Here is a 17,957-nt window from a genome sequence, read left to right as displayed (position 1 = left end):
ATGGCTACGCCAGACACCAACCCACAACCTTTCAGTTTTGCAAAGATGAGCGGGGCCAATCGCGACATTGGTTTCGCGGTTGGTATGGTGCTTATACTTGCGATGCTGTTCATCCCACTACCGGCGTTTTTCCTGGATTTGGGCCTAGCTATCTCGTTGGCGCTTTCGGTCTTGATCCTGATGGTTGCGCTTTGGATCGCCACACCGCTGGAATTCAACTCTTTCCCGACGCTGTTGCTGGTTGTTACCATGCTGCGACTGGCGCTGAATGTTTCGTCCACCCGGCTTATTCTTAGCGAAGGTCACAACGGGCCGGGCGCGGCGGGGAACGTGATCGAAGGGTTCGCCCAGTTTATTCTGGGTGGCGATTTCATTATTGGTATTATCGTTTTCACCATCCTTGTGCTGATTAACTTTATCGTCATCACCAAAGGTTCGACCCGAATTGCCGAGGTCGCCGCCCGGTTCTCGCTTGATGCGATGCCTGGTAAACAGATGGCCATTGACGCGGATCTTGGTGCTGGTGCCATCACTGAAGAAGAGGCAAAGAGCCGGCGTAAGATCGTTGAAGAGGAAAGCTCCTTCTTCGGGGCGATGGACGGTGCGTCGAAATTTGTGCGCGGTGACGCCGTTGCGGGATTGATCATTACGTTGGTCAATGTTTTCGGCGGCATCATGATCGGCATGATCAGCCACGACCTAAGCATCGGCGACGCGATGAGTAAATATACCGTGCTTACGATTGGCGACGGGTTGGTCACCCAAATTCCGGCGCTGGTTGTGTCGCTGGCCGCGGGGCTTTTGGTCACCAAGGGCGGTACCATGGGCGCGGCAAACGAAGCGGTGCTTGGCCAGCTCAGCAATTTCCCCAAAGCACTTTATATGGCTGCGGGCCTGACGTTTTGTGTTGGTTGGCTGCCAGGGTTTCCGTTGGCTATCTTCCTGCCACTTTCAGCCGCGATGGCAGGCTTTGGCTATTTTATGCAAAAGACCAATTTCGATCGCGCTGCTCTGGAACAACAAGCTGCGGACAAGGCGGCACTTCCCTCGGAATCTGCCGAAACCCAACTGGCTGACATGCTGCGCGTTGATGACGTGAGACTTGATCTAGGCTCGGCTTTGGTCCCGATGATCACTTCGGTGAACGCGGCATTGCCCGGAAAGGTCAAAAGCCTTCGTTCGTTGTTCATCAATGACTTTGGATTTGTTCTGCCGTTGGTCCGCATCAAGGACAGTGCTGATCTGCCCGCCAATACCTATTCAATTTCGTTGCAAGGTGTCGAAGCTGCCCGTGGCGAGGTTGATCCGATGTTGATGATGGTGATTAACCCTACAGGTCAAGAAATTAATCTTCCTGGCAAGCGTACGCGGGAACCCACATTCGGGCTGGAAGCGATCTGGGTTGATGAAGCCCGCGCGTCGGAAGCGGAGCTGATGGGCATGACGGTGGTTGACCCGGAAAGCGTTATCACGACGCATCTTACCGAAGTCATTAAAGAGCACATGCCGGAAATTTTGACCTATGCGGCGACTCAAGAATTGATTGAAGGTCAAGACAAGGATTATCAAAAGCTGCTTTCGTCAAGCTCTGACAGCGGGTCAGCGGTGATGTTGCAGCACGTGCTCCAAGCGCTTTTGGCCGAACGAGTGTCTATCCGCAACTTGTCCAAGATCATTGAAGCTGTCGCAGAGGCAAGTGCGACCTCCAAAAACATCCGGACGGTGATCGAGCACGCCAGAAGCAAGCTTTCCAAACAAATATGCCAATCCTTGAAAGACGCCCAAGGTTATGTGCCGGTGATCAACCTCAACGGTGATTGGGAAAAAGAGCTGACCAGTTCGATTTCTAAGGCGAACGGAGAAGAATCGTTCTTGATGTCCCCGTCACGTGTTCAGGAGTTTGTCTTGGCAGCCCGCAAGGAAATCCAGAAGTTCTCGAGCGCCGACGAATGGCCTGCACTGCTGGTCAGCCCGCAAGCTCGGCCTTATGTGCGTTCGATCCTTGAAAGGGTTAGCCCGATGACACAGGTGATCTCTCATAATGAGATACATCGCAAAGCGTCTTTGCGTACGGTTGGCACCGTAGGGCAGTGATCTGTGTCGGTTGATACGTTCATCACCACGGTATTTTTTTCATTTTTCGTTGTATTCGCCCGCATCGGTACCGCCATGATGTTCATGCCGGGTTTCGGAGAAGTGCAGATACCCGTTCGACCACGCTTGTCCATGGCCGTGTTGGTAAGCCTGTCATTGTTGCCATTGACGCCGGTATCAAGCGCTTTGCCGGACAGCCCGGTTGCCGCAGTGGCGCTGTTGGCAACCGAGGTGACGGTTGGCCTTTGGATCGGGCTCAGCGCGCGCATCTTGCTTTCGGCATTGCAGTTTGCCGGATTTCAAGTCGGGCAGGTATCTGGATTGGCGAACGCGTTTGGCCCCGTTTTCGGGTCATTCGAAGGGGCAACGATGGTTGCGACGGTGTTGTTGATGGGCGCGGTCACCTTGATATTTGTCACTGATACCCACCACTTGATTATTCGCGCTTTGCTTTCCAGCTATCAGGTTTTTCCACCCGGACAAATCATCCTGGCAGATTTGACGAACCAGATCTTGAAAGTTGCCAGTCACAGTTTGTACATCGGTACGGCCATCGCGGCACCGTTTTTTGTTATGGGGGTCATCCTTAACCTTGGCATGGGTTTGGCGAACCGGATGATGCCCCAGTTGCCGGTTTTCTTTGTCGCGGCACCGCTGTTAATAGGGGCCGGCTTATTAATTCTTGCGATCGCTTCGCCCGCAATGCTTGATTACTTTCTTGAGCAGTTCCAAGAATGGCTAATGGGTTTTAGGATTTAACCGTGGCCGAAAATAGCGACAGTACCGAAAAGAACCTCGAGCCGACTGAGAAAAAGCTTCAGGACGCGCGAAAAAAGGGCGACGTTCCTTCTTCGAAGGAAGCAGGCAATATGGTCGTGGTGGTGGCCCTGTTGGCTATTGCTGCACTTGTGTTGCCGATCCAGGCACCAAAAATCGTGGCGGCCTTGATTACCTTGATCGATAAAGCATCGAGCCTGACGGTCGCTACAGGTGCCCCAGGTATCACCCGCCTTGGGCAAATCCTGAATGAATTTTTCATGATATTGATGCTTGCGATCCTACCGATTTTCGGGGTGCTGCTGCTGGGTGGTGCCATCGGGGCGGTAATACAGGGCGAAACCGTGGTCGCCGCCGAGCGTATCAAGCCAAAGCTGTCCAAGTTATCACCGTTTGAGGGTATCAAACGGCTTTTTTCTGCAAACGCCTTGGTCGAGTTCGTCAAAAGTATCGTTAAAGTGCTCGCAATAGGCGGTTTGGCAATCTGGGTAACGAACGGCGCAGTCAGTCGCATCTGGGCCATTTCAGGCTTCATACCTGAACTTTTGCCCGGTTATCTTACAACTGCGGCCGTAAAGCTGTTGTTTTCCGCTGCTATCCTGCTCGTGCCGATTGCGATCGCCGATATACTGTGGCGGCGGTTTGATTGGCGCCGCAAACAACGGATGAGCCAGAAAGATCTGAAGGACGAACAAAAGGAGTCTGAAGGATCACCTGAAATTCGTCAAAAGCGGGCCAGGCGGCGACAGCAGCTTTCGCAGCAACGTACAATCACGGCAGTGCCCTTGGCCGACGTGATTTTAACCAACCCCACGCATTATTCGATCGCATTAAGGTATAACCCCGAGAAGGACATGGCGCCGGTCTGCATCGCAAAGGGCGCGGACAACATGGCGCACCGCATCCGCGAAATCGCCGCTGCAAACAACATACCCATGATTGAAAACAAGCCGCTGACACGTTTGCTATATGATGAGATCGATGTGGATCAGACCATCCCGGTTCAACATTGGGAAATCGTAGCTGAGATAATCAGTTTTGTTTTTGATCTTCGCAACAATAAAATCCGCAAGGCGCCGCCCGGCTCTTCCTTGCGGACAACACCATACTAGTTCACTTCAACTTGATGCCGGTAAGATCCTGGTCACCCGGAAGCTGTGAGCGTTCGAGGATGATCTTGGATACCGCGCGCGCACGGACCGCCGGGATCTTGGCAAGAATCGGCGCGGCGGTCCGAGGTTTCATGGTTCCTAGAATCATGATCGTCGTTTCGATGTCCAGATCGTCCATGATCCGTGCGGCATCTGTTGGTTTCATGTTGGTGTAAAGATCGATGAGACGGTTCAGGTCATCGGTCTGGGCGGCATCCACGCGTGCCAGCAAATCTTCGATAGAGGTTTTCAGTTCGGTCAGAGACTTTTTTTCAATCCCCAGACGCTCTTGTGCCAGTGCAAACTCGGCACGCTGGTTTTCAAGCTCGGCGCGCTGCTTCGCGACCAGCTCTCTTTCCTTGTTCAGGGAAATAAGAACATCCTCGGGTGCTTCGCAGTTCTCTGTTGTCTTAGGCAAGTTTGCGACCAGAGGCGGAATTTCGTTTGAGAATTCCGGCGGTTTTTCCTTGGCTGCAACCGTTTGAACAAGGTTTGGAAGCGTGGTGATACCGGTGTCTTTGAACATCGGAAGCTCGGGAAAGGACATTGCCGCTTTGGCGACAAGGGTCAGTGCCAGACCGCCTACAATTACTTTACCATTTAAAAGACTGAAAATTTGCATCAGTTACCCCTTAGCTGCGGAGGAGTTTTCAAAGAAAGCCCGAACCATTTCTTTTTTATCACGCACTACCCGAACACCGGTACGTTCCGGCCCATCGGGTTTTGTTGGTGCACGGCGGCTGGCAAACGCAGCGGAACCCGGTTGGCGCTCTGCTGGTGTCGGTTCCTCTACCGGCTCCGGTTTGCGCTGCGCGACTTCGATATTCTCGCGCATATTGTTAACCGATTGTTCGGATTTATCCACGGCGGACGAGAACTCTTCTACCAAAGGCTGAAGCTCTTTAAGCGTGGCCATGAGGTGCCGGAGCTTCATCGAAACCATGTAACCATAGCCAATGCTGCCGATCAGCAGGACCACGATCAGGCTGTCAATTATTGTCGCTACCATCTTCGTGCTCCTCCTGCGTTTCTAGTTTTTCGGTGATTTGCACGGCCACGTATCCGTTGTTGCGTTTGCCCAAAGACGCTTTGAACATGGGCGTATCGGCACAGATTATGGATGCTTCCCGGCCTTCTTCGATACCGATGTCGATAGTGTCGCCCGGCTTCCAAGCCATGATTTTCTGAATTGGAAACGTTTGCCGTGCCATTACGACTTCGAGGTCCATGGTCGCGCGCTCGATCTGCGTCCCGATCAGCTCCTGCCACGAATTCTTGGATTCCATTCGGTCGCCAAAGTAGATCTTGCCCAAATCGGGTAGAATCTGTTCGAGCGCGTCATAGGGGACGACCAAATCCATGTTGCCCGAATGACCGGCCATCGTGAGCGTCAGGCGAATACGGGCACAAAGGCTTGCTTTTTTTGCGATCGCGGCACCATCCGCATCGGTCTCTATCCGGTCAAGCTCCAGATTGGCCGACCCCACCACAGATAGGGATCGTTCAAGCTCAGCGAATATGGCGGACGCCAGCCGTTCACCGAAACCAAGTTCAATGGCAGTGAAGTCATCGGTGTTGTCGGCGTCTATGTTTTTGGCGGTACCACCCAACATCAGTTCGACACATGTCATAAGTACGGTTTGATCCACGACCAGCATGATCTCACCGACAAAGGGCTTTCCGGTACCGATGGCCAGAAAGGTCGGCACAGGCAGATCGTCGATGATCTTGCCCATCGGGGTGTAATCCAGTGACGTCAGACTTGCTTCGCACAACGCACCGGTCAAATCGGGAAGTGCCGATATCAAGTTTTCCACCAACCGCTCTGCGATAATATCCAGCATGGGAAGCCGGTCGAATGTAAAATCCGACATCCGAATGATTTCATCAATCAGATTGGCAGTCGAGATGTCCGCAGGACGATCTGATGTAACTTCGCTCATTTCGTTTCCCTACTGCACTATCAGGTCTTTTATCAGGATTTCCTGAGGCACGTCGCTGCCGACCGCCGCCCGCGCCCGCTTTAGCAACTCCGCTTTCACAAAGAGAATCCCCGCCATTCCGCGCAAGTCATTTTCTGTGAGCCCTCGGAGGTATCCGTTGAACAGGTCGCGGATAAGGGCCTGACGCTCGGCCATCAGGGCGCTCGCCCCCGCCTCAGGGCGATAAGCTACCATCAGATTAACCTTGAGAAACGCGCTGGTCGGTGCCCCCGTGCGATCGAAACCCTGAATATTGGTAAGCATTTCCCCCATATCAAACAGTGAGTTGTCCATGGCTTTGGTGTCTTCCTTACTGGCGACATCACTCGCAGCGCCCTCTTTGCCCTTGGCTTCATGAGTGCTCCCCGATTTCTCGGGGTCAGCCGGCGCGGATTCGCTATCCTTGGCATCGGCTTTGTATTCCGGTTCGAAAGCTTCGGCATCTTGCATGAACGCCATGCGTGCCAAGAAGAAACCGCCGCCCAACGAAGCCAGGCACATGGCAGCGGCGACAAGAAGCATCTTCCGTGAACCGCGCGGTCGCCCGCCGGTCTCATCGGTATCGTCGCGCTTTGATGCGGCGGGTTTCTTTTTGGGTTTCGTCGCCATGGTTAAACCTTGTCTTTACGCTGTCCATATCCTCGGCTTTCAGCATGAAAAATACAAGGTTAAAATTTGTTTAATACTTGCGTTTGTTCATGAGTTGGTCAATATATCTTAAGAAAATGATCATTTGGGGCGCTCCATGCAAGGATTAATCGAGAATCTAAAATCCCTTGGAAAAACCAAGTTGATGATCCTGGCGGGCACAGCCGCCGCGGTGATGCTTTCCCTGATATTGGGTGTCAGCGCCGTGACGCGCCCAGACTACGCGCCGCTTTATTCGAATCTTACCGTAACGTCCGCCAACTCGATCGAAGCAACGCTGACTAACGCTGGTTTCAGCGTGTTGTTGTCTGAAGACAGCTCTCGGATTTCTGTTCCGCGGTCCGACGTGGTGCGAGCCCGCATGGTTATCGCAGAAACGGGTATGCCTGTTGACGGAGATCCGGGTTGGGAGCTTTTCGACGAAAGCAGCGGCCTTGCAATGAATTCGTTCCTGCAAAAGATCAACCGCTTGCGGGCAATGGAGGGGGAACTGGCGCGGTCTATCCAGACGTTGGATGGAATCGCATCCGCGCGGGTACACTTGGTTCTTCCGGATCGCGAGCCGTTCTCTCGCGAGGCTCCGGCACCGCGTGCATCTATCATTTTGCGGCCGGAATCAGGTCGGGCGGTAAATCGTAAGCAGGCAGTCGCCGTTCGTAATCTGGTCGCATCAGCGGTAGCAAGCCTTGATATCTCCAATGTGACTGTCCTTTCTGCAAGCGGTGAAACTATCCTTGCCGAAGGGGCCGATGGAGCCGGCCAAGCCGGTGTTCAGTCTGCGAAGTCCAGCATCGAAGACCGTCTTTCCCAAGAGATTCAGAACATCCTGACGGCACGTGTGGGCGGAGGAAATGCGCGTGTGCACGTCAACGTTGAATTGACGACTCAGCGTGAGGTGATTGTAGAGCAGAGCTTTGACCCCGATCAGCAAGTTGTGCGATCTACCGAGACCAAGTCCGAAGATCAGATCGGGTCCAAGGAGAACGGGAACGTCGGTGTAGAGAACAACATTCCAGCAGCTCTCGCGGGCGGCGGCGGGGCGACTGGATCTTCCACCAAGCGGTCAGAGGCCGATGAGATCGTCAAGTATGAAATCGGCAATACCCGACGCGAGATCGTCCGCGAGGCCGGTGATGTGCGGCGTATGTCGGTCGCTGTACTGGTAAACGGTATCTACAACGTCGACGGGTCCGAGGTTGTTTATGCCGAACGCAACCCCGAAGAGCTGGCGCGTCTGTCTGAATTGGTGAAATCGGCGGTCGGGTTTGATCAAGCTCGGGGCGACAGCATTTCAGTCGATAGCATGCGCTTTATGGATTACTCGATGGACTTGGGCGACCCCATCAACAAATCCCTAAGTGATGAACTGACTGATAACGTGGTTCCTATCATTCGCGGCATTCTGGCACTGCTCGTGGTAGGCCTGATAATGATTTTCGGTGTGCGTCCACTTTTGCGTAAGTTTACCGAAGCAGGTCAATTGAATGATTTTGTAGATCCAGCCCTTGCGGCACCGGATACGCCTGACGCCACTGCTCTGGCTGGGCCTGACACAGATGGCAAGCGTCCGAAACTGCCAGCGACTGAAGCGGGGGCGATCGCTGACGTGGAAAATACCGGGGCCGTTGCGTCCGCAAGCGTCGATGGTGTCGAAGACTTGGAAGCGGCCGAGTTTGTCAGGAAAGAAGGCATTCGCGGCAATCTCCACAAGAAAAAGATCGAAACGATACAGCGCTTGGCCGATGAGAAACCTCAAGAAGTCTTGCGTGTTATTCGGTCGTGGCTTCCGGCGGAGGCAGAAGCATGATCAATCTTTTCGACCGGAATTTTGACATCGACGCCAACCGTGCCGTGCATGGGCCCGCAGCGGATGAAGCAGAGATGAATCTTCGCTTGGCAGAAGCTCGCAAAAGCGGATTTGACGCAGGACGCTCTGTAGGCAAGCAAGACGCAATAGCCGAATTTGAAGCGGAAGAAGACGTTCGGCTGACACGTGAGCGCGAACAGATATGCGCGAAGCTGGATGAACTTATCGCTACCGATGAAATGCACCGGCGCGATACAGAGAACGATATTGTGGAACTTTTCCTGGGCATTGCAGACCGAATTGTCCCTGAGTTTCTTAAAACCTACGGGCCCGATCTTGCGATTGAGCGTATTCGCCAGAGTGTAGTATTGGCACGCACCGATCCGATCTTGTCGGTTCATGTAGGCCCAGATGTTGCCGCGGCCCTTGAGAAAGAGCCTGGGGCATGGTTGCCGCTGACCAATGACGACGTAACCGTGAAAGTGGTCGCTGACCCAAAACTTGCCCGGGGCAGTGCAAGGGTTCAGTGGCAGGGCGGAAAGCTTGAATACGATATCGAAGCAGCAACCACCGCAGTCCGCGACGCCTTGGCCGACGCAGCGCAGCAGTTTAAGTCAACCACGAGGGAAGCCGACTAATGCTACATAACGAGCAGGATAAAATCCAAGCCGATCACCCTGAAGCGCAAGTTTCTCAAGATGTTAAGACTGACATCAAGTCAGCAGTGGGTATGGACGGCAAAAGTTTGGATGCGATTTTCGGCGTAAAGTTAGAAGTACGCGTAGTCCTCGGCCGCAGCCGCATGCCGATATCCGAGCTGCTGAACCTGACCAAAGGTTCCGTTATCGAACTGGATCGCCGGGTAGGTGAACCTGTGGATATCATGATCAATGACCGAATGGTCGCACGCGGGGACCTTGTCAGGGTCCAAGGTGATATGTTGGGTGTAGCACTGCGCGAGATCGTCAAAGATTTTGTTTCCGAAATTTGATGATGGACAAACCGGCGATACATTTCAGCCCTAAGCTGGTTTATGTCATCGCGATATCAAGCGCCGCATATCTGATTTTGGGGCAGTCAGCCGCTGCTCAAGAAGCAGATTTTGGCAGTATGGTGCGCGACTTGTCATCGACGTTCGGCAGCGTCGCCCCCGGAAGCGATCAGGGTGCCAGCTTGTCTGGCCGACTGATCCAGCTATTTGCGATCATCACCGCGCTGAGCGTTGCTCCGGGCTTGCTGGTCATGGTCACCAGTTTTACCCGGTTTATCATCGTCTTTTCGATGTTGCGATTGGCGCTTGGGTTGAACCAGACTCCCCCAAATATCGTCTTGAACGCAATGGCCCTGTTCATGACGTTCTTTGTTATGCAACCGGTGTTTGAAGACGCATGGGAAAGCGGGTTGATACCGTTGATGGATAACGCGATCATCGAAGAACAGGCCATCCGTAATATTTCGGAGCCGTTCTATAACTTCATGCTGGTCAATACGCGTGACAAAGATTTGCAGTTGTTCAGTGATATTGCAAACGAAACGGTGGCACCCGCGGACGGTCCTGCGACCTTGCCAAGCTGGCGGGTGCTTGTACCGTCTTTCATGATTTCGGAGCTTCGCCGTGCCTTTACCATCGGCTTTCTCATATATCTGCCATTTGTTGCGATTGATTTAATCGTCGCTTCAATCTTGATGAGCGCGGGTATGATGATGTTGCCACCAGTGCTGGTGTCGCTACCTTTCAAAGTTATCTTCTTTGTCCTGATTGATGGCTGGTATATGCTTGCTGGATCACTGATCCAATCCTACGCGGCGGGCTAAATGAACAAAGCAGACATTTAACCGTATAAACCAAGTATAGTTTGCGATATCCTTTGGTACACCTGAAACATTCTAGGACGGGATTCGGCGCAGAAATGAACCAGTTTGTTCCTCTTCGCAAACATCGGCATATGTCGGGCGCACAAAAGTCCGCAATTTTGTTCTTGTGCCTGGGCGAAGAGCGCGGCGGCGCCATCATGCAACAACTGGACGTGGGTGAAATCCGCCAGATTACCGCGGCCATTTCCAACATGGGCGAAGTTGATGCCGGCATCGTCGAGGAAATCATTGCCGAGTTTGATCAAAAGGTGAATCACACGGGCAGCGTCGTCGGGTCTATCGAAGCTGCGCGGGGGTTGCTGAAAGAATTCTTGCCCGAGGATCGCGTCGCCGAGATCTTACAAGAAATAGATGGCAAGAAGATTGATAACGTCTGGAAAGATTTGTCCGACCTAGACGAAAACGAATTACTCGCGTTTTTGCGCAAAGAGCATAACCAGACCATCGCCGTTATTCTGACGCGCCTACGGCCTGATGTTGCGGCAAAAATATTGCCCTTGCTGGGTGTGGACCGGGCTGCCGACTTGATTGAACGGATCATGGGCATGGACAAATTACCCGTTGATACAATTCAGAATATAGAAAATACGCTTCGCGAAGATGTATTGGCGAAGGCGGGGAACAGTGCCGGGGCACGCATAGAAGGACAGCTGATATCTATATTCAACAAGCTGGATGAAGATTTGCTTGCCACCATATCCACAACACTGGAGCAGCGCCAACCCGACAAGCTTTTGGCTATAAAACAAAAGATGTTCGTGTTTGACGACTTGATGAAATTTGACGCGATGATGTTGGGCAAAGTGATGCGTGAGGTTAGCGGGAATACCCTACCTCTTGCGCTGCGCGGTGCCAAAAAAGAGTTGCGTGAATACTTTCTTGGGTCTTTGCCATCGCGTTCGCGAGACATGCTGCAAGACGAAATGTCGTCAATGGGGCCGGTTAAGTCCAAAGACGTGAAAGAGGCGCAAACGCAATTGGTACAAGCGGCGTTAAAGCTGATGTCAGATGGGAGTATCGCCTTGCCTGATGACGAAGAGGACCTGATGGACGACGAACCGCTTTGATCAGCGATATAGTCGCGAAGCAGAAAATGTCACAGCAGAGATATCGATGGTGAACGGCACGAATTGCCCACCCAAATTAGATGATTGCAACAAGTTCAACGCCGTATTGTTTGATTGAAACGCCTGTGGGTTCAATACATCTGAAATCGCTGCGAACTTGGTAATCAGGCGCTGCCGTTCATCCGGATCAGCCAATTTTTTCAAGTCAAACTTTTCAGTAAGTAACTTCTTTTGTTTATCGATATCCAACGAAGCCATCTGTTGGGGCAGGCCAAGAGAAACCTGAAAAAAATTGGTCAGCTTTTCATCGCTCAGGACTTGGAACCAGTTATTGATTCCGCTGAATTTATCGCGAAACTGGAGGATGGTGCCGACCGTTTCATTCTGACTGTCATTTTCATCGATGTATTGCCGGTTGTAAAATTTTGCGACCAGAGCATCCTGAAACTTGGAATTGCTCAGATCAGGGACCTGCGGGCCGGCCTCTGTTGTAAAACCCAGCGTGAGATGTAGTTCGCGAAATCGACTGTCGGACAAGCGGTTCATCAACGAATCCGGGGCAACTGGATCCGATTCAAGCATTTTGCGGATCAAGCCTTTTCCGAATATCTGTTCCTCCAGATCAAAAGCGCGCATGACGAAACTATAGACTTCGTAATCAGCGATAAGTTCTTTAGGTGAGGTAATACTGCCGATTCTTTCGCGAAACGCCTGTTCCGCGCGTTTGTTCACCGGGTCATTGCTCATGAGCGTTAATTGCTTTTCGCGGGTGGCATCAATTAACTTTAATGCGGTTGAGCTCCCCAAGCCGGAAATACTAAGCATTGGCCATCCTATTCTGCTGCGGTTGCGGCGTTCTTTTGCTGGATCATTTCGAAAAGCTTTTCTTCGTAGGCCATCAGTGAACGTAAAGTGCGCATGGCTTTGTAAAAGTCCGCGCTGGAAACATGTGCGGCCGCCTCAAAGATATGATTTGCCATTTCGTCATGGAATACAGGTACCAGCTTGCCCAATCGTTTCTGAATAATAGGGACCAGTTTTTCACGCGTAGCGGGGTCAAGTAGGGCGGTCTGAATAAAGAAATATACTTCTTTTACCGGTGTTCGCTGTTCTTCCTGACCCAGAAGATCTGCCTCGCGGATGATGTCTGCGTGGCTTTCGATAACAAGTACCTGACGCCTGTCGGCGTTGCGCACGACACACCCATTGATTAAGACGCGTTCGTTGGGCTTTAATGTCAGTCGCAATGCCATAAGCGTTACTCCGCAGCGACGCGGATGGACCGCCCGCCGAGCCCGTCGATAATGTTACGGTTTATATCTATCAGCGGCTGAACGTTTCTCGAGCCAGCAAGAACACCTTTGGTGTGAGTTTCCACCCACAGCGAAAGCGATATCAGCGCGGCGCGCAGTTCAGCGGATAATCCGTTTTCCGCTTCGGCAAGATCCGCTTTGAAAGTCAGCCAGATCCTTTGATTTTCCCAAAGTATTTCACGCAAGCCATCGGCGAGTATTCTCAAACGTTCTGGCTTTTCTTGTTGAGAATCAAACGCTTCGCAGGCGACTTCCAGCCGTGACGTGACGCTTGCCAGAATCCTTCTTTCAATTTGCCGGGGTTCTTCAGTATGCGAAATGGTCCGCTTATATGCGGTTACACTCATCTTTTTTGCCTTTTTCTGCCTCACAACAACTGTAGAGTGTATCAGTTAAGGGAAATTTAAAGAATCCCCGGAATGAGCAATGCTAGGCTAATTTTTGCTAAAGAAATCAAAAGTATGGCAACCATGTCACACATGTTTGCTGCATTCAGCTTTTGCTGGGGGCGGTACCTGTTGCCTCTGGTTTAGCGATCTTGGCAGTATGCACCTAATGGATGTGAAGCGACGGCTTGCCGAACCGATTGCCCGTATTACCCAAGCTGCGCACCGCCCAGTCTGCGTCTGTAAATCCGTCCCCCAACAGCGCGCTTTTCTGTTCAAAAGAGGCCAATGACACGATGATATTTCCAATGGAGCGCCCCAATTGCTCCGGCGATGTCTGGTCCGTTCCAACTGCCGAACGCGCTTCAAACAGGATGATGGCATCTTCGTTCAGATCAAGTCCGAACTCTTCTTCCATAACGTCCGCAACAGTTGCCCCGGGTATGATTTCCTCGCCTGCATACATGGCAAAGGGTGCGCATTGGTCGTCTCGTCCGTGTATGATAAACCTGGTTAACGGTGCGGCCAAAAGAGAGTTCAATATGCGTCCCAAAGGCGAAACGCTATGAGCTTCGGTAAGCTCCAGACGATTGCCCCAGATGTGTTCCATAAGCTCAGAACGCATAACGTATATCCCTCGTAAGTGTTGGTACAACCTCAGGGTACCTGCCAATCACAGCGATTTGAATGAACGATTTGTTAATATTTCAAGCCGCCCTACCGATGAAACAGACCGCCGGACCAATTACCATAAGAAGCGGATGTCGAAGGGTAGTGCCCAGTAAATCGACGATTTACGTTATTTTTCAGTAACCAAATATAGTGGATATATCCCGCGCGAACACCATCTTTGGTAGGTAGGGCAAAATGTAGAGAGGTAAACAGGCTCGCCTAAATTTACATTTCTATTGTTGCTTTGTGAAAGGATATCGGCGTCGGTTCGGGGAAATCGGCACGACAAATTTGGGAATCGGTGAAGAAACAGCGCCGAGGCCCCGCGCTTAGCTTAGCTCAAAAATATTTGCGCCACCTGTGCACAATCGGTAGCCACTGGACCTTACGGTCGACACCAGAATGCCGTCCCCAAAGGTTTTGGACAGTTTCTTCCGTAGCTTTGCAACGTGGACGTCGAACTTCCGATCACCGTACCGCCAGGGCCGCGCGTCCACCGCCAGACTCATCTCGTCCCGAGATACGATTTTGCCGTCATGTGCATATAGAACGCGCATAACCTGCGCCTCGGAAACTGTCAGAGAGGCGCGTGAGGTGATGTAAGCTTCTGCGTCCCAGTCGGTGGTTTCATCTGGCAAAAGATCGGTGCCAGGCGTCTGCGATAGGCGCACCATCAGTCGCGCCGCCAGCTCGCGTAGGTTACAGGGCCAAACGACAACATCTGAAGCCCCCGCAATGAACGCGTCGCAACCCGATCTGCTATCGGGCCTTTGCATGGCGATTATCACAGATTCTGCCGCGTAGCTCCGTAGTTGCCTGATACTCTCAAGTGCCTGCGGGACATCATGGGTCATATCTACAAAAACCAGATGCGGGGCAGCCTCACGATGCAATCGTCGGGCAACATCATCCGCACTCACACACCCGTCGAACTCAAACTTCAGTACGACCGAAAACAGATAGCTCAGCGAATTCTTGATAGCCGGATCAGCGTAGACCAAAAAAGACGTGATGGTTCTTTTTCCGTTCGACACTGGTTATTCGACCCCCATTTTGAAGCCCTACAGTACACAGTTCCCCGATCAGGTTCAAAGGTTAAGACGTCGCCTGTCATGGAGAAGGGTTGGTGGGTTTCGACAGGCTTGCTTCACCCTTTTCATAAATACTCATGAAGGATTAGCGATGTTAACCTTGGACCGATTTAAAAGACAAGTTTTCACTATTCTTTAACTTTGCCCGCTAAGTGTACTGACATAGGCTGCAGAATGCGCCTTGTTCGATCTCTTATGACAGGCGCGAGCTATGACTGGCATCTATAACCCGACCAATTCGCGCAGCGATGCCTTTGCGGTCGTTGAACGTATGGAGGATTTGCTGCAATCAAGCCAGCAGGACCCGTTTCTGTACAAAGCTTTACGTGTTGCAAGCCATGTGGTTCTCAGGTCAGGTATACTGTTGACCGATGGATATGCGCAGCGGGAAAAATTCAAGAGACACAAAGCAGAATGCTTGCAAAACGATGGGTTAGAAAAGAAAAAAGCCGACGATATTCAAATGAATTAAGTTCAATTCTTTTCAATAGATAGCGTGATCAAAATTGCTAAGCTGGAATTCTTTGCAAGAATCGCCTCTTGAGAGTAGTATTCTTGATAAATTCCCAGCGAGTGTTACCTAACCTTCCTACTGCCAAGGTTACAGAATTTCGATCGCGTCTCCTATGACGGCCCAGATATAAGAAGGCAAACGCCGTGACTGATTTTAACGACCGCCCTATTTCTGAAGCTACCATTCGGGTGCTTGAATCCTTCGCGAGCCGGGAAGGTGCTTCGGTTGACGAAATCATCGCCTTGGCGCGTGCGTTGCCAAAGGTATTGGCCGGGATCGAACACCGAACGATCGAACAGCAGTCCTTGTCTCTCGCAGCCGATGAAACGCGTACGATGGGGGTTCCTGCTGTCCCTGTCAGTGAATCGTTCACGCAAGATGCGGTAACGTGTCTTTGCTGTGGCCGCTCTTTCACGATGTTGAAACGCCATTTGCGCGCAGAACACGGCCTCAGTGAAAATGACTATCGGGAAAGATTCGGGTTGGATGCTGATCACCCGTTGGTCGCGCCCAACTATTCGATCCGTAAGGCGGAATATGCAAAAAAGGCCGGGTTGGGGCGGTATACACGTGAAGATTCCCTGGAGCATGGCGCTGCCCAATAAAACAGCCGAAAAACGTCCATGCCTTTGTCTTGACACTCTTTTGTCGTCCTGAACGCCAAATTACCCTCGATACCTCTCTGTGAATCGAAACGTGCAGTCGTGCGTTTATTGAAACGATCCTAGGGATCGGGAGAGATGAGGCAGGCTAAGATGGTAGCGACGACGCAACCCAAAATATTCAAAAAAGTTGAGGTTATCGAAGGCGGGGGCCATCACGGCGGCGGTTGGAAGGTCGCCTACGCAGATTTCATGACGGCAATGATGGCGTTCTTTTTGTTGATGTGGATTCTTGCCAGCGCCGATGAGCAGAAGTTACGAGGTATTGCCGAGTATTTTACCAATGCGACCCTACCCGGCGGGACGGGGGTCCTTGACGGTGCCACGCTGGGGCCACCCGGTACGTTGACCGCTTCAAACGGAAGTGTCGTCGCCCGAGGCAGTGAATTGGGCAAGATGGATGACCCTACGCCGGCAAACTGGGAGATAAACGACACCACAGCTTCGACTGATCCGAAAGAAAAGGTATTGGGATCCCAAGAGGGGAAATTTGAAAACCCCGCCGCCGCGGCACCGCTCAAAGACTATGTAGAGCCGTCCGAAAGCGCGAACGCTGTCAAAAACGGGGAGCAAAGTTCGAAAGCGCAACAAAACGAACACGCGCAGGATGATATCAAGTTCAAAGAATTGCAGCGGGAAATTTTGCAAGCGATGGAGCAAAATCCAGATTTGGACCCGTTGAAGCAGAACGTTATATTTGAGAAGAGTCCTGAAGGGTTGCTGATTCAAATCATCGACCAAAAAGGGCGCGCGATGTTTCATAGTGGGCGCGCAGAGATGCAGGGGCCTACGGAGCTTCTTTTACAGAACCTAGGCAAGTCGCTCGCCAGCCTGCCTAACAAGCTCACCATTGCCGGGCACACTGATGCGGTGCGGTTTGCAGACGGTCGCAAATACGACAACTGGGATCTTTCAGCCGATCGCGCAAATGCGACGCGGCGGGTATTTGAAGCGTCTGGCGTGGCTCGCAACAGGGTTATTCGTGTATCCGGTCTCGCTGATACGGACCCATTGGTGCCTGAGAATCCGGTTGATCCGTCCAACCGCCGCATTTCGATCTATGTGCAGTATCAGAAGACCAAAGACGCGGCACCCCAAAAGGAGGCATCAACGGCCGTCGATTCTCAAGGTAGTTCCGTTGCCGCGAATTCTACGGAATCCACAACTCCACCAGAGGTTCCGAGCACGCAACTGGCGGCTGACTATACAGAGCCCCGCGACGCCACTTTGGATGGCCAGGTCTTCCAGAACCTTCGGAACGCGTTGCGCTGAGCGTTAAGCCTGCGCCAGAACGCTGTGGCTCGCTCTGCGTCGGCTCGAGAACATTGGCCGACGAGACCGTTCAACAGAGCGGCGTAAAAAATCGGGCAGCAGCGGATTTACATCTGCTTCTGTCGATCGGGTAGCAGGGTTATACTGAGGCATCGGGGCGGGCGCAACGTCGCTCGCCGGCTGCAAACCTAACAGCACAGCGGGATCAAGCCCTTCTTCCAATGCGTAGTTGTAGTTCACCGCATAGTCGGTGGCTTCTTCTAAAATGACAGGATCAGACGCCACCAAAGCCATCAAGCGGCGTTCATCGGAATAAAGAAACTGTTTTGTTCGGTATCCCGAAATTTGAGGGACAAAGCATACCTGGCTTGGCTTGAGCCGCAACACTTTAAGCAGCCGCGCGGGGATCTCGTCACGTTCGTCGCGCCGAAACACAATCATGCTGCACGTGCCATCACTGGAGAGACAAGCGGCGAGACAGATATGGTCCGGCCACCCCGAAAATGCGAATTTTACGTCATCCGCATCAATAAGAATAATGAGGGTGCTTTCCACATCCGGCATTGCAGCTTACTCCAGCATTGGCACAAAAATAATCTTAACTAACTCATGCAAAGATAGCAATTAGTCTTCATATTGTAAATTT

The 17,957-nt window shown here is 52.1% G+C and carries 21 protein-coding genes; 11 read left to right on the top strand and 10 right to left on the bottom strand.

Features of this window, described 5'->3' with window-relative positions:
- From flhA to AC13DE_RS11560, 3 genes are read left to right on the top strand one after another with little or no spacing between them, the layout of a single operon-like run.
- On the top strand, nucleotides 1-2,094 hold the full coding sequence (gene flhA / locus AC13DE_RS11570; protein ID WP_483047916.1) for a flagellar biosynthesis protein FlhA: 2,094 nt from the start codon (nucleotides 1-3) through the stop codon (nucleotides 2,092-2,094).
- A 3-nt stretch (nucleotides 2,095-2,097) separates the two neighbouring features.
- Nucleotides 2,098-2,853 (top strand): flagellar biosynthetic protein FliR, encoded by a 756-nt coding sequence (locus AC13DE_RS11565; protein ID WP_483047915.1) that lies wholly within the window; start codon nucleotides 2,098-2,100, stop codon nucleotides 2,851-2,853.
- 2 nt (nucleotides 2,854-2,855) lie between these two features.
- On the top strand, nucleotides 2,856-3,983 hold the full coding sequence (locus AC13DE_RS11560; RefSeq protein ID WP_483047914.1) for an EscU/YscU/HrcU family type III secretion system export apparatus switch protein: 1,128 nt from the start codon (nucleotides 2,856-2,858) through the stop codon (nucleotides 3,981-3,983).
- 1 nt (nucleotide 3,984) lies between these two features.
- On the opposite strand, the gene AC13DE_RS11555 is transcribed toward AC13DE_RS11560, so the two are convergent.
- Genes AC13DE_RS11555 through AC13DE_RS11540 form a run of 4 tightly spaced genes read right to left on the bottom strand, consistent with a single transcriptional unit; the run spans nucleotide 3,985 to nucleotide 6,613 of the window.
- Entirely contained in the window at nucleotides 3,985-4,644 is a 660-nt protein-coding gene (locus AC13DE_RS11555; RefSeq protein ID WP_446295858.1) for a MotE family protein, read from the bottom strand.
- 3 nt (nucleotides 4,645-4,647) lie between these two features.
- Nucleotides 4,648-5,031: an SNARE domain-containing protein gene (locus AC13DE_RS11550; RefSeq protein WP_446295856.1), complete on the bottom strand. Its 384-nt coding sequence runs from the start codon at nucleotides 5,029-5,031 to the stop codon at nucleotides 4,648-4,650.
- Complete coding sequence (locus tag AC13DE_RS11545; RefSeq protein WP_483047913.1) at nucleotides 5,012-5,965, bottom strand: flagellar motor switch protein FliM; 954 nt, start codon at nucleotides 5,963-5,965, stop codon at nucleotides 5,012-5,014. The genes AC13DE_RS11550 and AC13DE_RS11545 overlap by 20 nt, the downstream gene beginning before the upstream one ends.
- Nucleotides 5,966-5,974: 9 nt before the next feature.
- A complete protein-coding gene (locus AC13DE_RS11540) occupies nucleotides 5,975-6,613 on the bottom strand; it encodes a flagellar basal body-associated FliL family protein (RefSeq protein WP_483047912.1) in 639 nt (212 codons plus the stop codon).
- Nucleotides 6,614-6,749: 136 nt separating this feature from the next.
- On the opposite strand from AC13DE_RS11540, the gene fliF reads away from it, so the two are divergent.
- The 5 genes from fliF (at nucleotide 6,750) to AC13DE_RS11515 (ending at nucleotide 11,401) form a co-directional block, all read left to right on the top strand.
- Nucleotides 6,750-8,459: a flagellar basal-body MS-ring/collar protein FliF gene (gene fliF / locus AC13DE_RS11535; RefSeq protein ID WP_446295851.1), complete on the top strand. Its 1,710-nt coding sequence runs from the start codon at nucleotides 6,750-6,752 to the stop codon at nucleotides 8,457-8,459.
- Nucleotides 8,456-9,097: a FliH/SctL family protein gene (locus AC13DE_RS11530; protein WP_483047911.1), complete on the top strand. Its 642-nt coding sequence runs from the start codon at nucleotides 8,456-8,458 to the stop codon at nucleotides 9,095-9,097. Before fliF ends, AC13DE_RS11530 begins: the two co-directional genes overlap by 4 nt.
- Nucleotides 9,097-9,450, top strand: a complete 354-nt coding sequence (locus tag AC13DE_RS11525; protein WP_446295849.1) for a FliM/FliN family flagellar motor switch protein — start codon at nucleotides 9,097-9,099, stop codon at nucleotides 9,448-9,450. Before AC13DE_RS11530 ends, AC13DE_RS11525 begins: the two co-directional genes overlap by 1 nt.
- 2 nt (nucleotides 9,451-9,452) lie before the next feature.
- Nucleotides 9,453-10,274, top strand: coding sequence for a flagellar type III secretion system pore protein FliP (gene fliP / locus AC13DE_RS11520; protein WP_483047943.1), 822 nt, complete (start codon nucleotides 9,453-9,455; stop codon nucleotides 10,272-10,274).
- 95 nt (nucleotides 10,275-10,369) lie between these two features.
- Nucleotides 10,370-11,401, top strand: coding sequence for a flagellar motor switch protein FliG (locus AC13DE_RS11515; RefSeq protein WP_446295848.1), 1,032 nt, complete (start codon nucleotides 10,370-10,372; stop codon nucleotides 11,399-11,401).
- Here AC13DE_RS11515 and AC13DE_RS11510 read toward each other — a convergent pair whose 3' ends face one another.
- From AC13DE_RS11510 to AC13DE_RS11490, 5 genes are all read right to left on the bottom strand, one after another.
- Nucleotides 11,402-12,226, bottom strand: a complete 825-nt coding sequence (locus tag AC13DE_RS11510) for a DUF1217 domain-containing protein (RefSeq protein WP_446295847.1) — start codon at nucleotides 12,224-12,226, stop codon at nucleotides 11,402-11,404. It lies immediately after the preceding gene.
- Between the two features lie 8 nt (nucleotides 12,227-12,234).
- The gene (locus AC13DE_RS11505; RefSeq protein WP_416879539.1) at nucleotides 12,235-12,654 is read right to left on the bottom strand and encodes a flagellar biosynthesis repressor FlbT; all 420 of its coding nucleotides are present in this window, start codon (nucleotides 12,652-12,654) and stop codon (nucleotides 12,235-12,237) included.
- A gap of 5 nt (nucleotides 12,655-12,659) precedes the next feature.
- The gene (gene flaF, locus AC13DE_RS11500) at nucleotides 12,660-13,085 is read right to left on the bottom strand and encodes a flagellar biosynthesis regulator FlaF (RefSeq protein ID WP_446295845.1); all 426 of its coding nucleotides are present in this window, start codon (nucleotides 13,083-13,085) and stop codon (nucleotides 12,660-12,662) included.
- Between the two features lie 181 nt (nucleotides 13,086-13,266).
- Nucleotides 13,267-13,725 carry a hypothetical protein gene (locus AC13DE_RS11495; RefSeq protein WP_483047910.1) on the bottom strand — a complete coding sequence of 153 codons (459 nt, stop codon included), beginning with the start codon at nucleotides 13,723-13,725 and terminating at the stop codon, nucleotides 13,267-13,269.
- 376 nt (nucleotides 13,726-14,101) lie between these two features.
- On the bottom strand, nucleotides 14,102-14,806 hold the full coding sequence (locus tag AC13DE_RS11490; RefSeq protein WP_483047909.1) for a response regulator transcription factor: 705 nt from the start codon (nucleotides 14,804-14,806) through the stop codon (nucleotides 14,102-14,104).
- 268 nt (nucleotides 14,807-15,074) lie between these two features.
- Here AC13DE_RS11490 and AC13DE_RS11485 point away from each other — a divergent pair, with 268 nt between their 5' ends.
- The 3 genes from AC13DE_RS11485 (at nucleotide 15,075) to AC13DE_RS11475 (ending at nucleotide 17,311) form a co-directional block, all read left to right on the top strand.
- A complete protein-coding gene (locus AC13DE_RS11485) occupies nucleotides 15,075-15,335 on the top strand; it encodes a hypothetical protein (protein WP_483047908.1) in 261 nt (86 codons plus the stop codon).
- Between the two features lie 185 nt (nucleotides 15,336-15,520).
- A complete protein-coding gene (locus AC13DE_RS11480) occupies nucleotides 15,521-15,982 on the top strand; it encodes a Ros/MucR family transcriptional regulator (protein WP_483047907.1) in 462 nt (153 codons plus the stop codon).
- 135 nt (nucleotides 15,983-16,117) lie between these two features.
- Nucleotides 16,118-17,311, top strand: a complete 1,194-nt coding sequence (locus tag AC13DE_RS11475) for a flagellar motor protein MotB (protein ID WP_446315903.1) — start codon at nucleotides 16,118-16,120, stop codon at nucleotides 17,309-17,311.
- A 3-nt stretch (nucleotides 17,312-17,314) separates the two neighbouring features.
- Here AC13DE_RS11475 and AC13DE_RS11470 read toward each other — a convergent pair whose 3' ends face one another.
- Entirely contained in the window at nucleotides 17,315-17,875 is a 561-nt protein-coding gene (locus AC13DE_RS11470; RefSeq protein ID WP_483047906.1) for a flagellar motor protein, read from the bottom strand.
- Nucleotides 17,876-17,957 lie beyond the last annotated feature (82 nt).

This window comes from Sulfitobacter sp. L-8 (genome assembly GCF_056859255.1).
This window is presented reverse-complemented; position numbering and strand designations above follow the sequence as displayed.

Coding starts and splice junctions, on each gene's coding strand:
- AC13DE_RS11495 (WP_483047910.1), bottom strand. CDS start 13,725: ATGCGTTCTGAGCTTATGGAACACATCTGGGGCAATCGTCTGGAGCTT.
- fliF (WP_446295851.1), top strand. CDS start 6,750: ATGCAAGGATTAATCGAGAATCTAAAATCCCTTGGAAAAACCAAGTTG.
- AC13DE_RS11470 (WP_483047906.1), bottom strand. CDS start 17,875: ATGCCGGATGTGGAAAGCACCCTCATTATTCTTATTGATGCGGATGAC.
- AC13DE_RS11530 (WP_483047911.1), top strand. CDS start 8,456: ATGATCAATCTTTTCGACCGGAATTTTGACATCGACGCCAACCGTGCC.
- AC13DE_RS11505 (WP_416879539.1), bottom strand. CDS start 12,654: ATGGCATTGCGACTGACATTAAAGCCCAACGAACGCGTCTTAATCAAT.
- AC13DE_RS11545 (WP_483047913.1), bottom strand. CDS start 5,965: ATGAGCGAAGTTACATCAGATCGTCCTGCGGACATCTCGACTGCCAAT.
- AC13DE_RS11475 (WP_446315903.1), top strand. CDS start 16,118: ATGAGGCAGGCTAAGATGGTAGCGACGACGCAACCCAAAATATTCAAA.
- AC13DE_RS11485 (WP_483047908.1), top strand. CDS start 15,075: ATGACTGGCATCTATAACCCGACCAATTCGCGCAGCGATGCCTTTGCG.
- AC13DE_RS11515 (WP_446295848.1), top strand. CDS start 10,370: ATGAACCAGTTTGTTCCTCTTCGCAAACATCGGCATATGTCGGGCGCA.
- AC13DE_RS11540 (WP_483047912.1), bottom strand. CDS start 6,613: ATGGCGACGAAACCCAAAAAGAAACCCGCCGCATCAAAGCGCGACGAT.
- fliP (WP_483047943.1), top strand. CDS start 9,453: ATGGACAAACCGGCGATACATTTCAGCCCTAAGCTGGTTTATGTCATC.
- AC13DE_RS11525 (WP_446295849.1), top strand. CDS start 9,097: ATGCTACATAACGAGCAGGATAAAATCCAAGCCGATCACCCTGAAGCG.
- flhA (WP_483047916.1), top strand. CDS start 1: ATGGCTACGCCAGACACCAACCCACAACCTTTCAGTTTTGCAAAGATG.
- AC13DE_RS11550 (WP_446295856.1), bottom strand. CDS start 5,031: ATGGTAGCGACAATAATTGACAGCCTGATCGTGGTCCTGCTGATCGGC.
- AC13DE_RS11510 (WP_446295847.1), bottom strand. CDS start 12,226: ATGCTTAGTATTTCCGGCTTGGGGAGCTCAACCGCATTAAAGTTAATT.
- AC13DE_RS11555 (WP_446295858.1), bottom strand. CDS start 4,644: ATGCAAATTTTCAGTCTTTTAAATGGTAAAGTAATTGTAGGCGGTCTG.